Origin of the sequence: Burkholderia thailandensis E264 (genome assembly GCF_000012365.1) — a bacterium.
GTDB classification, from domain to species: domain Bacteria; phylum Pseudomonadota; class Gammaproteobacteria; order Burkholderiales; family Burkholderiaceae; genus Burkholderia; species Burkholderia thailandensis.
This window is the reverse complement of the sequence record NC_007650.1, coordinates 830,782-845,111: the sequence shown is the minus strand read 5'-3', so window position 1 is coordinate 845,111 and position 14,330 is coordinate 830,782. Positions and strand designations below refer to the sequence as shown.

At 62.6% G+C, this 14,330-nt stretch carries 12 protein-coding genes, 1 tRNA gene and 1 pseudogene; 5 read left to right on the top strand and 9 right to left on the bottom strand.

Translation table 11 applies throughout. The annotated features are described in order from the left end of the window. The first annotated feature begins 698 nt into the window (after window positions 1-698). From BTH_RS03755 to BTH_RS03745, 4 genes are all read left to right on the top strand, one after another. Window positions 699-1,451, top strand: a complete 753-nt coding sequence (locus BTH_RS03755) for a hypothetical protein (RefSeq protein ID WP_009895924.1) — start codon at window positions 699-701, stop codon at window positions 1,449-1,451. 808 nt (window positions 1,452-2,259) lie between these two features. Beyond that, window positions 2,260-2,727 (top strand): avidin/streptavidin family protein, encoded by a 468-nt coding sequence (locus BTH_RS03750; RefSeq protein ID WP_009895923.1) that lies wholly within the window; start codon window positions 2,260-2,262, stop codon window positions 2,725-2,727. 635 nt (window positions 2,728-3,362) lie between these two features. Further along, window positions 3,363-3,695, top strand: a complete 333-nt coding sequence (locus tag BTH_RS34930) for a hypothetical protein (protein WP_146034667.1) — start codon at window positions 3,363-3,365, stop codon at window positions 3,693-3,695. Further along, complete coding sequence (locus BTH_RS03745) at window positions 3,653-3,991, top strand: hypothetical protein (RefSeq protein ID WP_011401001.1); 339 nt, start codon at window positions 3,653-3,655, stop codon at window positions 3,989-3,991. The genes BTH_RS34930 and BTH_RS03745 overlap by 43 nt, the downstream gene beginning before the upstream one ends. Before the next feature lie 547 nt (window positions 3,992-4,538). On the opposite strand, the pseudogene BTH_RS29720 reads toward BTH_RS03745, so the two are convergent. Further along, window positions 4,539-5,477, bottom strand: a pseudogene (locus BTH_RS29720) (IS3 family transposase); the annotation flags it as partial. Window positions 5,478-5,716: 239 nt separating this feature from the next. Here BTH_RS29720 and BTH_RS03735 point away from each other — a divergent pair. Beyond that, window positions 5,717-6,901 carry an acyltransferase family protein gene (locus BTH_RS03735; RefSeq protein ID WP_009895914.1) on the top strand — a complete coding sequence of 395 codons (1,185 nt, stop codon included), beginning with the start codon at window positions 5,717-5,719 and terminating at the stop codon, window positions 6,899-6,901. Window positions 6,902-7,458: 557 nt separating this feature from the next. On the opposite strand, the gene BTH_RS03730 is transcribed toward BTH_RS03735, so the two are convergent. From BTH_RS03730 to fdxH, 8 genes are all read right to left on the bottom strand, one after another. Continuing rightward, entirely contained in the window at window positions 7,459-7,641 is a 183-nt protein-coding gene (locus BTH_RS03730) for a phage integrase central domain-containing protein (protein ID WP_009895912.1), read from the bottom strand. A 30-nt stretch (window positions 7,642-7,671) separates the two neighbouring features. Continuing rightward, complete coding sequence (locus BTH_RS34925) at window positions 7,672-7,788, bottom strand: hypothetical protein (protein ID WP_009895909.1); 117 nt, start codon at window positions 7,786-7,788, stop codon at window positions 7,672-7,674. A gap of 298 nt (window positions 7,789-8,086) precedes the next feature. After that, window positions 8,087-8,182, bottom strand: a tRNA-Sec gene (locus BTH_RS03720). A gap of 99 nt (window positions 8,183-8,281) precedes the next feature. Continuing rightward, on the bottom strand, window positions 8,282-10,207 hold the full coding sequence (gene selB / locus BTH_RS03715) for a selenocysteine-specific translation elongation factor (RefSeq protein ID WP_011400999.1): 1,926 nt from the start codon (window positions 10,205-10,207) through the stop codon (window positions 8,282-8,284). Then, the gene (selA, locus tag BTH_RS03710; RefSeq protein WP_009895905.1) at window positions 10,204-11,646 is read right to left on the bottom strand and encodes an L-seryl-tRNA(Sec) selenium transferase; all 1,443 of its coding nucleotides are present in this window, start codon (window positions 11,644-11,646) and stop codon (window positions 10,204-10,206) included. The genes selB and selA overlap by 4 nt, the downstream gene beginning before the upstream one ends. Beyond that, window positions 11,643-12,605, bottom strand: a complete 963-nt coding sequence (gene fdhE, locus BTH_RS03705; RefSeq protein ID WP_011400997.1) for a formate dehydrogenase accessory protein FdhE — start codon at window positions 12,603-12,605, stop codon at window positions 11,643-11,645. The genes selA and fdhE overlap by 4 nt, the downstream gene beginning before the upstream one ends. A gap of 186 nt (window positions 12,606-12,791) precedes the next feature. After that, window positions 12,792-13,418 carry a formate dehydrogenase subunit gamma gene (locus BTH_RS03700; protein WP_009895902.1) on the bottom strand — a complete coding sequence of 209 codons (627 nt, stop codon included), beginning with the start codon at window positions 13,416-13,418 and terminating at the stop codon, window positions 12,792-12,794. Beyond that, the gene (gene fdxH / locus BTH_RS03695) at window positions 13,415-14,329 is read right to left on the bottom strand and encodes a formate dehydrogenase subunit beta (RefSeq protein WP_009895901.1); all 915 of its coding nucleotides are present in this window, start codon (window positions 14,327-14,329) and stop codon (window positions 13,415-13,417) included. The genes BTH_RS03700 and fdxH overlap by 4 nt, the downstream gene beginning before the upstream one ends. Window position 14,330 lies beyond the last annotated feature (1 nt).

The following is a 14,330-nucleotide window of genomic DNA, read 5'->3' as shown; positions in this document are numbered from 1 at the left end:
ATCGTGCCGGGCAATTCAATTACCACAATTACACATCGGTTAATCTTGTTCATTTCCGGCACCCACCGCCATTAACCGCCACACCCTCAAAACAAGGATGACATCCAGATTAATTGACAATGCTTGCACCACATAAAAACCCATTGCAAAATGAAATTTTTACACCCCGCCTTTACACCTTTTTATCATCCGAAAATTCTTCGTCACGTAAACCGCATGATCGCACGCAAGCGCCCCGTAAAACGAATAAAAGCAGCCTCATAAATGTGGCGAATTCAAGAATCGAAACATGCCGTTCGTACTGCGCTCGTTCCTTTACCATCTCGCCTCCGAGCAACGATGCAAGGCGCGCACTCGCGGCTTGCCCCGCCCCCGCTCAAATCGAGCATCGATTGCAGAATTGCCCAGGCGATGAAATGCAACACGGCTCGGATTTCGAACCCGATTGATTTATCGATTTGGTTTCCCAAACCAAATGACGCGACTATACAAATTCCTTGTCGAAATATATCATTACCCCTACACTCCACATGCCCAATGAGGCTGCGGAATGCCAATTTCTCGCGGCACATTTCGGAATTAACGAAATATCTCTTACTCGATCAATTAGTTAATATCCGCCCAATAAGACGCCGCAAGCTTCCTGGCGTTGCCGCCTCGATACGGGCGCACCAATCCACCATCGTGAGAGCGATTACATGAAAAGAAATCTGTTGACCGTCACGTTGCTTGCCGCTTTGGTTGCTCCCCCGGTAATCCCCCTGGTTTGTGCCGAACCGCAACCCGGCGCCTCGTCCGCCGCCGCCGGCCCGACGGACAGCTTGGTCAATTATCAGGAATTCAAGATGCCGTCGGGCCCGGACAGAGTCCGCCGCACCATTCTCACCACCGATCCCGACGATCCGCGGAGAACCGTCACGATCGATCAGGTGTTGACACGGACGGGGCCGGATAAATTGACCTTCGTGCGGGGCGAACAGCCCGCCGATGCGACGCTCTACAGGCAAAAAATCTGCCAGAAGATGGGCGGAGTCGACGCCACCAACGATGGCGAGATCACGATCAACGATCAAATCCTGAATTTCTCGCTCTGCAGGACCGTGGGACAGCAGCCCGTCTCGAACAAGAATGCGTCGGCCGCGAAGCTGCCGGACTACGGCATTACGATCATCGTTCCCGCCGTGCAGGCGAAATTCGCTCAGCAATCGTATCTGCCGATGCACGTCTGGACGTCCACGCCGGTCGCAGGCAACGTGGATATTTCGATCTCGTCCGGCGCAACCGGCTTTCTTTCCATCAGACAATACGGATACGCCGGCGTGAACACTTTTCAACCGACCTTCACCTTCAAGCCATTCGTCTTGGGAACATTTCCCGTTACAGCGAGGGCATGTGCGCCGCAAGTGGGCTGCCAGGACGATAAGCGTGGAATCGTGACCGTGGTGCGGTGAAGAATCGCAATACGGTGAACGGATCGCGATGATCCGCTCCCGCCTTGCCTCAAGACGCCGAGGCAAGGCGCAGGCTCGATGCGCGTCATGCAACCTCTGCGCCTGCGCCGTGCGCGCTCCCGCCACGACTCGATTGTCTGCCCATCGGCCGTTTTGCACCGAACGAAGCAGCGGTCGCGCATTGACGCATTCGGCGCCGCCGACCGCCTCGCCACGCTCTGCGCCGATGCAGACCGCCACTTTGTCACGTCGCGCAAACGTGAAGCTCATGGGGATGACTCTCATCGACGCAAATGCCGGCAAGGCTTTCACCTAGCGGGCGTGACTTTCTATCGGCGCGCCGCGCCCCACCGGGAAAGGTCCTGCACTCAAGCGGTATCGGTCGTCGAGCGCCCGCTCGTACAAGCGCGAGCCACATTGCCCGTGCCAATCCCGCGCATTCTCCACCCATAATTGCATCAAAATGCGGAATCAGACCGGTTCCATCAACATGGAATTTGAATTTCACCCTCCCGTTCGAAATCCACACGATATCTTGAAGTTTATCCCCGATCAGCCTATCCTGAATCGATCGAAAGAAAAATCAATACACAAATTAATCAAACAACAATCAAATACAAAAATAGCGAGATGCGAATATTGTGTAATTCCTTCACCCACTCGATTTGTCGGCCGGAGCGGAAAGTGCTTCCCCTGCGGGCGCCATCGGATGAGCTCTCACAATAAGTGCGCGATTGGGTGTGAGGTCCGGCGTTGTACAGCCTGATCGATACGAGAGGTCGGCACATGTACGAAGAAGGTAACGCAAATGAAAAACGCGTTCGTTTCTCTCGCCATCCCGGGGCTCCTTGCATCTTCTCTGCTGGCTGATTCCGCCTACGCGGCCAATTGCCAGAATCCGCTTGGAACATGGCTCAATGAGTTGGGCTCGACCATGACAATTAGCACCTATTCTTCGAGCAGCGGTGCAATTTCTGGAGCGTACAAATCACCATCCGGAACATCGGGGCAAACCTTTCCTCTTTCCGGCTGGTTCTACGCGCCCTCATCGGCATCCCCCGGGTTGGACCAGGTCACGCTTTTCACATTTTCCGTCAACTGGAACACCCCTCAGGCGCAATACAACAGCATCACCACGTGGTCGGGAACTTGCCGGACGACAAACGGCTCACCGACGATCCAAGCGCTCTGGTACTACACCAACGCATTCGGCCAATATTCCTGGAAGCACACCAACGCTGGCCAAGACGTTTTCCAGCCAACCGGCCCGCAATAGGAACGCCATTTCTCGCGCGAGGCGAACCCTGCCGAGCGGATCGGCGGGATTCGCCACACTCGGGCGCAACGCAGCGGATGTCGCTTGGCACGACCTGGGCTCGGCGATGCTCCGGAATGAGCGCATCGACACCGGCCGCGGCAATTGGCGCTTGACAGTACGACCTAACGAAGCTTGCGGCAGGTTAACAGCCTCCTGCAACTCATTTTGGCAGTACCTTTTAAGCCCTGGCTCACGCAGAGCTAGCACACGACCGCCTCGTACTCGATGCCACGCCACACTCGCTCGAAGCACACGTTGCCGCACCGCCTCCTTTGCCGCCCGTCGACAGCCGGATGCCTCAGATCAACACCGCCTCGGCGCATGCGTTCGCCATGAGCCGGCCACCTTACGTTCGTCTCGTTCTCTTGGTCATTTCCCCGGTTGCTTTGTTGACATTGTCGCCGGTTCGAGCCCCAACATTTCACTGAATTGTGCGGTTTTTCACGGCCGCCTTTTAATTCCATTTCCAAAAACAATAAAACCCCAAATCCTCAATATTATTTATTGAAACAATTAATCCCATTCTATTTGCCAGGCGAGAAACAAATTCACATAAATTTCATGGATTGCATCACATACAGGGAAATCACTTATTGAATCCACCAGTCAAATTACTAGACTCCAAAAAAATGCGCCCCCAACGTTACCAATTCAACGATAAAACCAACGCACCAAGAGGCCAGCCAACTATCGCCGACCGGTTGGCAATTTTCAGTTCGACTGGTAAATTCCTCCTCGCACAAATACTTCATCGCCAGCTTTATCGGCCACTCTTCGAAAAAAGTATGGCCAAGTTAAATTTTGGACAACACAGCGTCCCAGCTGAACCGATTTTTAAAATCGGGACAATTATTTATTTACACACATTGCAATGGAGGCAGCCATGGCAACAACTCTTGCATTTCGCACGCATCCTGGCGCGGTGAGTATTCCTGCTGGAAAATCGCAAAAACTAGGAGAGGTCGACGTCAAATCCTATGAGCGCATCAGGTTGGTCGCCGATGAACGCGTGGGATCTGCCGGCCCGGTGATCATCCGCCTCACGATAACCGAAGGCAACGAACTCGTCGCGCAACTCGACACGCTGACGCTGCAGCCACACGCACAAATCACGCGAGTCTACGAGGTGCCGGGTACCAAGCTCAGTATTTTTGCCGATGCGCTCGCTGGCGGGTCCGGATCCTCGTCGGTCGACGTACTCATTTATGGCTGGACGGAGTAGAAAGACCGCCGCATAGCGTAAAAAAGCAGACGAGCGTTCATAAGGCGACTGTAACTATTGTGAACGCTCTAATGCTTTTATGCTGGTTCGTCCGGATTGAGGCAGACGGTGTTTGGTAGCTCTTGACCTGCCCCCACTGGTGCTGCCTGCGCAGCTATGCAATATCGGCACTAGTCGCGTCAAATGACCTTCACAATTCCAGCATCGAAATTGAAAGACGCATGGATAAAGGCTCGCACGAAAGCGGGACACGCCGAAGTCGGGTTTCATGATCTACGGCATAGTGCTGCGTCAGGACTGATCAACGCGGGTATACGCTTCCGACCGGAAGGTCGATCGGCGCGATCGGGCGCGCAATCAATGGATAACGCTTCTGTGCAATGGAAAGGACGCTCACGACGGGTACGAAAGCCCGCTCGACACCGCGCGATCCCATCTTCTCTTCCCAGCCGCGCATGCCAAAGACGTGAAACTCCCAAGATCCCGCATCGTCAGGACGCTCGCCGCTCATGTAGTCGAAGTCGAAGCGATCATTTTCGCCGAGCTTGCGCGTGCGGTGGTCGATGTAGGCCGAGCCGTTGTCCGACAGCCATTCGATGGGCTGCGCGGCCTGCGGGGTGCCGAAGCGCTGCTCGACGGCGGCCAGCATCACGTCGCGCACCACATCACCGCCATGTCCGCCGGTCGTCGCCGCCCAGCTGATCGCCTCCCGGTCGCAGCAGTCCAGCGCGAACGTGACGCGCAGCGGCGTGCCATCGTCGCATCGGAACTCATAGCCATCGGAGCACCAGCGGGTATTGCTGCGGTCCACGGCAACGCGACCGTCATGCCGCCGCTTGTCTCGCCGCACGCCGGGGCGGCGCTGCAGCAACTGGTGCTCACGCATCACCCGATACACGCGCTTGGGGTTGATGCACGGCGCACCGTTCTGTTCTCGACTACGGCGCAGCAGCGCCCAGATTTTCCTCGACCAACCCGGTATCGTCAATCGCGCGGGCGCGGCGACCATCGCGCCAGTCAGACGAGCGAATCCGCTTCACCACCACCGCAGAGCGCGCCACGCCGAGAACTTCGCAGACCGTCTTCATCGGTCGTCCCCCGGCAGCAAGGGCGAGCGCGCAATCAGGTTTTTTGAACGGCCCCACTCCACGGCTTCTTTCAGGATTTCGACCTCCAGCGTCTTCTTCCCGAGTAGTCGTTGCAGTTCCTTGATTTCCTTGATGGCGGCGGCCAGCTCAGATACGGGCACGACGGTTTCACCTGCCTTCACCGCCGCCAGACTGCCTTCCTGGTATTGCTTGCGTCAGCCGAACACCTGGTTGGCGTTGACGCCGTGCCGACGTGCCACAGCCGACACCGATGCTCCCGGCTCCAGTGTTTCCTGCACGATGGCGATTTTTTCCTGCGCCGTGCGCCGACGACGGCGCTCCGGCTCGCTCAGAATTTCGATGCTTTCCACGTAATGACTAGGCTTACTGATAGGCACAAGACTATCCCTTATTTTAAGAGAGTTCTTGTGTCCTCAGATACGCGGGGCCGCTCCACATACGTTCTCCCTGAGAGCATCATGTGCCTCGAACACGAAAATACTGACGGGCCGCATGGCGCAGATCGCCGTTGCGGCTTTGGACAGCACCGTGAACTGCTACTTGACGCGCTGATCCGTTTCGGAATTGCGCACTCAGCGATGTGGCAAAATCCGTCCTGCCAAGGATTTCGCCACGTATGCAAACACAGACAGCATCAAGCTCACATAGCAAAAATCTTGATGTCGAGGTACTGCGAGCCATCGCAATTCTAGGAACGATGGCCTCGCACCTCGACATCCTGTTTTTTTGGGGAAGCAGTCGGATCGACGCGTTCCAACGGACGTTCTTCTTTTGGGGCGGGGTCGATCTGTTCTTCTGCATTTCAGGCTACGTCATCACGGGGAACTTGCTGCGTACCCTTCCTTCCGGACGACAATGCGGGTTCGGAGCGTTCGCGATTCCGTTCTGGATTCGACGTGCCTGGCGCATTCTTCCTTCCGCTTGGCTTTGGTTGGCCATACCCTTGATTCTGAGCGTCGTGGCAAACCGCACCGGCTATCTCGGAACACCGACGGGGAACATGATCGACTCTCTGTCGGCCGTGGCACAGGTTGCCAACTTCCATTTTTGGTCGTGCTATGCATTCCCGGCGAAAACGTGCGGTATCGATCAAGTTTACTGGAGTCTATCGCTCGAAGAGCAGTGCTACATCCTGCTCCCCGTCCTTCTGTACTCTGCAAGCCGACGCACGATCATGCCGATCCTCTGCGTCGTAGTCCTGATTCAGGTGTTTCTCCCGCGCCCGATCCTCTCGTTTCTCTGGTTCGTCAGGACGGATGCTCTTGCCCTCGGTGCGCTACTCGCGCTCCTTCAACACCGTGAGTGGTACGCGAAAGTTGAGCCGAGAACTCTCGCGCGAGGTTTGCTCTCCGCAATTGCTCTTGCAGGAATGTGCCTCATTCTGGCGGCATTGCCGGGACGCCTCGCCAGCATTCCGTTTCACACCGGCCTAATCGCGCTCGTGTCGTGCATCATGGTTTGGATCGCGAGCTACGGGAAAAGCTATACGATGCCGGATGGCGCCGTGAAACGCGTTCTCGTTTACTTCGGTTCCCGGTCATACGCGATCTATCTGATCCACGTTCCCGTCTATCGCCTGACTCGAGAAATCTGGGAGCGAGTTGCAACCACTCCGAGCGCAATTGACGGCTCATTCACTCTGCGTTTTGCTTTTACCGCCATCCCGATCGTATTGCTGCTAGCAGAACTGAATTACCGATTTGTCGAGACGCCGCTCAGATTGCACGGCACTCGCGTGGCTGAGCGGTGGTCGCGCTCGCGCAACGTGGAAAGCAGAGGATCAGTCACGAGCGCACAGTAGGGAGAGATGCTTACGATGTCGGCCGGAGCAGCATGTCTTGGACGAACGCCGGCGATGAACCGCCCGCGCCCATTCGTCGGCCAGACGCTCACGAGCACCGACGCCGTGTAGCCGGACAGCATGTTCGCGCAGCCGTAGACTGCTACTCGCTATAGCACTTGTCGCACTGGTTGCAAGCAACGCCAATGCGCCCGTCATCGGATTGCAGATCGCGTAGAGCGCGACATAGCTATTCGCCGGAGTCGCACCGGTGTCCATGCCGCCCGCGTTCGAAAGATCGCCCCAGACAGCAACGCAACGACGGAAACGCTATCGGAAGTATTGCTGGGTGAGGATGCCGTGATGTTGTAGCGCGCGACACTGGAACCATTCGAAATTCCCGTCGCGCCGAGCCCACTTTCAATCAGGTTGACCGAAATGTCACTCGCCGCCAGATGGCAGCACGCGGCCGAGGTGATCTAGCGAGCAGGGTTGCCGCCCGCGCGGTACTCAAGAACCAACGGCATCGAGGATCGCCTTTACGCAGCCGCGTACGCGCCTCGCAGTCTCGCCCTTCTTCATCCAGATGGCTGAAGGACGCGCACGATCATTTCGATATCGACATCGCGCACGTCGACGTCGCCGATCACCGGGTAGGCGTACGTCTCGAGCCTGGTTGTCCACTGCGTTGCGCGCTTGGTGTTACGCCACGTCGAAGTACGGTCGGCAATGCACGCCTCGGCAGCCTGCTTGAACGTCAAGCCCGATACATCTTCGGCCGACCTCTGAGCTTAGGCGCGCCGCCGCGCGGCGATCAGATCGATGCCCAGCTTCGCGCTCGCCCGGCCGCCGGGCGCCACCTTTCGCGCCGCAGCGACCGGCAACACTGACAACGAGCCGAGGCCCATTTCCCGCGCGCGACCCGCGATCGAGAACCGATAGATCCACGACCGCGAGCCGCTGGCGCTGATCTACAGGTACCGCCCACCGCCGTCCGCGTGATATCCCGGGTCAACGAGCTTCCCAATACCCAGCGCGGTCAACCGATTCATGTGCCATGACGCCATCACTACCCCAACCCTACCCACAATTGATAGTGAGATTCCGGGGTATGGTCCGGGAGCGCGCAGGACCAGCACGCCCCCCAACGCCCACCACATAAGGCGTTTCGGGATGTTTGCGGGAGTAAACGGCAATGGAGCCTTGTGGCGGAAGGCAGCCGGAGTCGAACCGACCTAGCGCGGGCTGACCGCACCAACTGGGTTTGAAGCCCAGCCGCACCACCGGATACGAATGCCTTCCTGCGAGAACGGAAGCGGGAGCGGGAACCGGCATGAACAGCACGCCGTCCCGTCCAGAACCGTAGAGATCCGTCGCGAACCGCACGAGCCCGAAACCGGGCTACTGCGAACCGATCAGCAACCGGCTATCGGCTCGCAACCAGTGAAGATCGCGGTGGAAGCGAGTATACCCAACGCGATCGAAGAACTCGAGAATTTGAATCGCGCGCTTGCGGCCGAGGCCCGTCGCGTCGCGAAACGTCGCCGCATCGAGCGCGCCGCCGTGCTCGCTCGCGAGTCGCGCGATCAATTGCGCAAGCTCCAAGATCACGTCGCCGTGATAGAACAGATCCCGCACGACCTGATGCACGTCGCCGCGCCGCGCGAGCTTGCGCAGCAACGCGCGCACCGCGTCCTCCGCGACGCCCGCCGTCGCCGCATGATCGCGCACCCACGGCGGATCGTAGCGGCCCGCCGCGACGAGCGGCAGCAAACGCCCGGCCAACGCCTCCTCGGCCGCATCGAAGCTCACCGTGTGCGACGGCAGATGCAGCCACGGGCCGCTGCGCACGATCGCGCCTTCGGCGATCAACGCATCGGTCAGCGCGCGCCACAACGCGTCGTCCGCGAGCGGCACCGCGATCCGGCGCAGCCGCGCGACATCCGGCCCCTGCTCGTCGGGCGAACGCTGATGAAACGTCGCGAGCGCGTCGAGCACGCGTGCGCGCAACGCATCCCAATGCCCGCGCGCGAGGACGCGCGCTTCGTCCGCATGCCTGCCCGGCCCGGCGACGTTCACCGCATCGGCGGGCAACGCCCATGCATCCGCCGACAAGCCGGTCAGGTGCATCAGCGTCGCTCGCGTGATGCCGAGCGGCGCCTCGTCGAGCAGCGCGTCGAGACGCCCTTCGTCGAGCCACGACGCGAGCGCGTCGAGCCACGCGCGCCGCGCGCTCGTGCGCCGCTTGCGCGCGGGGCCGAACGGATCGAGCACGCGCCCGCCGCCCACCGTTCGCGTCGCCTGCGCGTTGCGCACGATGAAACGCTCGCCCGGCACCGCGAACACCGGCTCCGCGAAATTCAATTGCGCGCGCGCGCACCGCCCCGGCCCAAGCGTATCGCCTTCGAGCAGCGCGACGTGCGCGACCCGATGCAGTGTGCCGAGATGCACGTGCAGCGGCGTCCAGTGCGCGATCGTCACGTCGGCGTCCGCCGTCAACGTCAATTCGACGTCGATGCGCAGCGAAAGCGCGACGAGCCGCGGATCGACGATCGCGTCGCCGCGCGCGAGCGCCGCCTTGTCGATACCCGCGAGATTCAGCGCGCAGCGCTCGCCCGCATGGCCGACGTCGGTCGCGCGGTTCTGCGCATGGATGCTTCGCACGCGCACCGCTTCACCCGTGCGCGCGACGGCGAGCGTATCGCCCGTGCGCACATGTCCCGCGAACGCGGTGCCCGTCACGACGGTGCCCTGCCCCGCAAGCGTGAACACGCGATCGACCGCCAGCCGGAACAAGCCGTCGTCGCGTCGCGCGCGCCATGCGAGCGCCGTGTCGCGCAGGTGCGCGTTCAATGCGGCGACACCCGCATCGCCCGGCTCGGTCGCGCGCGTCTCGAAGATCGGCGCGCCGGCGAGCGGCGACGTCGCGAGCCACGCACGGATCTCGTCGCGCACCTGCGCGATGCGCGCCGCGTCGACTCGATCGCATTTCGTGAGCGCGATCGCGCCACGCGTCACGCCGAGCAGTTGCAGAATCGCGAAATGCTCGCGCGTCTGCGGCATCACGCCGTCGTCGGCGGCGATCACGACGAGCGCGAAGTCGATCCCGCACGCGCCCGCCGCCATCGTATGGACGAGCTTCTCGTGGCCCGGCACGTCGATGAAGCCGAGCACGTCGCCATTGGGCAGCGGCGTGTACGCGTAGCCGAGCTCGATCGAGATCCCGCGCGCCTTCTCTTCCTTCAGCCGATCGGTGTCGACGCCCGTCAGCGCGCGCACGAGCGTCGTCTTGCCGTGATCGATGTGCCCCGCGGTTCCGACGATCATGCGCGCGTATCCGTCGACGCTTGCGCGCATTGCGCGACGAATGCCGCTTCGTCGTCCGCTTCGAGGCAGCGCAGATCGAGCCGCAGCGCGTCGTCGGCGACGCGGCCGAGCACCGGGCGCGGCCAGCCGCGCAGGCGTTTCTCGAGCTGCGCGAGCGCGCGGCCGCTGCGCTTGCCGTCGCTCGCGCGCACGACGAGGCCGCAGCTCGGCAGTTGATCGACGGGCAACGCGCCGCTGCCGATCTGGCTGAACATCGGCTCGACGTCGACCGCGAACGCCGCGCCGATCGCGCGTTGCAGCGCCGGCCGCACGCGCTCGGCCGTCGCCGCGATGTCCGCCTGCGCGCGCGTGAGCAGCCGCAGCGTCGTCAGCCGCTCGCGCAGGAATTCGGGCGCCTGGTACAGGCGCAACACCGGCTCGAGCGCGGCGAGCGTCAGCTTGCCGACGCGCAGCGCGCGCTTGAGCGGATGCTTCTTGATCTTCGCGATCAGGTCGCGCCGCCCGACGACGAGGCCCGCCTGCGGGCCGCCGAGCAGCTTGTCGCCGCTGAACGTGACGAGATCCGCGCCCGCTTCGACGGTCTCGCGCACCGTCGTCTCCTTCGGCAGGCCCCAGCGTGTCAGGTCGACGAGCGTGCCGCTGCCGAGATCGACGGCGACGGGCACCCCATGCTCCCGCGCGAGCGGCGCGAGTTCCTGCAGCGTCACTTCCGTCGTGAAGCCGCTGATCGCGTAATTGCTGCAATGCACTTTCATCAGCAGCGCGGTGCGCGGCCCGATCGCTTCCGCATAGTCCTTCAGATGCGTGCGGTTCGTCGTGCCGACCTCGCGCAGCTTCGCGCCCGCGCGGCTCATGATGTCGGGAATCCGGAACGCGCCGCCGATCTCGACGAGCTCGCCGCGCGACACGATCACTTCCTTCTTCGGCGCAAGCGCGGACAGCGCGAGCAGCACGGCGGCCGCGTTGTTGTTGACGACGGTGGCCGCCTCGGCGCCCGTCAGCTCGCAGACGAGCGCGTTGATCAGGTCGTCGCGGTCGCCGCGGCGGCCCGTCGCGAGATCGAATTCGAGATTCATCGGCTGTGTGAGCGCCCGCACGACCGCGCGCACCGCTTCGTCCGGCAACAGCGCGCGGCCGAGATTCGTGTGCAGCACGGTGCCCGTCAGATTGAACACCGCGCGCATCGCGCCCGCCGCATCGGCGGCGAGCCGCGCGCGCACGTCGGCGGCGACGCGCGCGTCGTCGAGCGTCCCGGCCGCGGCCGGATCGCGGCGCGCGGCGTCGCGCCACGCGTCGAGCGTCGCGCGCACCGCGGCGAGCGCGCGCGTGCGCCCGTATTCGTCGACGAGCGGCTTCATTTCGTCCGACGACAGCACGCGCTCGACCGACGGCACGCGCGCGAGCAGCGCGTTCAGTTCATTCGCGCCGGGCCCGCTCACGTCCGCGCTTCCTCCGCGGCGGGTTCGGCCGGCAGATCCGGCCACAGCAGCGGGTTCGACGACGCGCGCCGGTAGCCCGCCTCGCCCATCAGCAGATCGAGCGTGAGGCTCGCGAGATCGTCCGCGAGCGGCTCGACGTCGTAGTCCTTCTCCTGATAGCCGATCTTCCGGTACGTGTGGCACTCGTCGCACGATTCGGCCTTGATCGCTTCGCTGCCGCCCTCGATCCCGTGATACGCGATGCCTTTCGTCGAATCGCAGTGCGAGCACTTCGTGCGGACCATGTGCCACTCGGTCGAGCACAGCCCGCACTGGAGGAAGCGGTAGCCCTGATACTGGCCGCCGACGCGCACGATGCTCGCGACCGGCTGCGCGCCGCACACCGGGCAAAGGCCCGGCTGTTCGAGATACGGGACGTCGGCGGGCGCGATGTGGCTCGCGAGCGCGGTCCACACCACCTGCAGCGCGGCCATCAGGAACGGCGCGGACGCCGGCTCGATCTCGGCGAAGCGCTGCGCGACGAGCGCGTCGGCCTGCGCGTCGAGCGCGGCCGGCTCGCGCAGCCGCATTCCGTCGATCAGCTTCGCGAGCGGCGGATTCACGAGGCCCGCGCGTTCGACGCGATCGAGCAGGCTTTGCAGCACGTCGCGCCAGCGCGGATCGCGCTCGCCGCCGAGCGCCGGCACGAGCGGCATCGAATGGCGCTGCGCCTGCTCGATCGCCGCCTTCGCGGGCGCGTTCGGCTCGAACGTCTGCAGCAATTCATGCTGCGCGGCGGCTACGGCCGCCATCAGCCGCAGGTAGCCCGCGATCGGGTTCAGGTCCGCGAGCTTGCGCAGCCGCGCGGCGCGCGCGGCAAACACCGCGCCGCGCTCGGGCATCCGCACGCGCGGAATGGCCGAATGGTCGAGCGATGCGATTTCGCTCGGATCGAGAATGCGTTGGGTTGGGTCAGTCACGTGAGTGCCCTAAAAAAACAAGCGCCGAATCGTCGGCGCTTTGGATTTCGTCGCCGTCCGCTCGCCCGGCGCCCGCATGGGCGTCCCGGCGGACGAGCGACGAGCGACGAGCGACGAGCGACGCGCGGCGTGCGGCGTGCGGACCGACCGAGTCCGCGCGCCGCGCCGGCTTCGTGCGATGCGACGTTACTTCACGCTCTCGCGAAACCACTTCGGATGGTGCTTTCTGGCCCAGCCGACGGTCACGGTGCCGCGCACCATCGCGCCGATCGAGCCCTTCACCCACAGCGCCGCGTACACGTGCACGACGATGCCGACGATCAGCGCGAACGCCGCCGCCGCATGCACGACGGCCGCCGCGCGAATCGCGCCGATCGGGAAGTAGAGCGAGAAATAGCGCCGCCAGATCACGATCCCGGAGACGAGCAGCAATAGCAGAGACGCCACCATCACGAAGAATAGCAGCTTCTGCCCCGCGTTATAGCGGCCGGCTTCCGGCAGCTTGTCCTCACGGTTCGCGAGCACGTCGTCCATCTGCCGCAGCCACCGGCGGTCGCTCGCGTCGAGCAGATTGTGGCGCCAGTAGCGCACGACCATCACCGCGAACGACACGAACATCACGAGGCCCACGAACGGATGCAGGATTCGCGTCCATTGCCCGCCGCCGAACAGCGCCGTCATCCAGAACATCGACGGATGGAACAGCGCGAGCCCGGACAGCGCGAGCAGCACGAACGAGATCGCGGTGATCCAGTGGTTCGAGCGCTCGTTCGCCGTGTAGCGGACGATCAGGTTGGGGTCGTCATGCTTCATTTCGCGTCCTCCTTGATGCGGCGCGCTTCGTCGCGGGCGGCGGCTTCCTCGTCGTCCGTCACTTCGTTCGGGCCGACGCGCGTGTAGTGGAAGAAGCCGACGAGCGCGGACAGCGCGATGCCCGCGACCGCGAGCGGCTTCGCGATCCCCTTCCACAGCTTCACCATCGGGCTGATCGACGGATTGTCGGGCAGGCCGTGATACAGCGACGGCTTGTCCGCGTGATGCAGCACGTACATCACATGCGTGCCGCCGACGCCCTGCGGATCGTACAGCCCCGCCTGCTCGAAGCCGCGGCCCTTCAGATCGGCGATGCGCTCGGCCGCGTGCTGCTTCATGTCCTCCTTCGTGCCGAACACGATCGCGCCCGTCGGGCAGGTCTTCACGCATGCGGGCTCCTGGCCGACCGCGACGCGGTCCGAGCACAGCGTGCACTTGTACGCGCGATTGTCCTGCTTCGAGATCCGCGGGATGTTGAACGGGCAGCCGGTCACGCAGTAGCCGCAGCCGATGCAGTGCTCCTCGTGGAAATCGACGATGCCGTTGTTGTACTGAACGATCGCGCCCGGCGACGGGCACGCCTTCAGGCAGCCCGGGTCCTCGCAGTGCATGCAGCCGTCCTTGCGGATCAGCCACTCGAGGTCGCCCGCCGGGTTCTCGTACTCGGCGAAACGCATCACCGTCCACGAGTGCTCGGTCAGGTCGGCCGGGTTGTCGTAGACGCCGACGTTCGTGCCGACTTCGTCGCGCAGGTCGTTCCACTCCATGCAGGCCGTCTGACACGCCTTGCAGCCGATGCACTTCGATACGTCGATCAGCTTCGCGACGCTGCCCGTCACCGGCTCTCGCGCGGTGGGCGGAGGCGTCGTGGTGGCCGAGACGCGCTTGATATCGAGCGATTGCAATGCCATC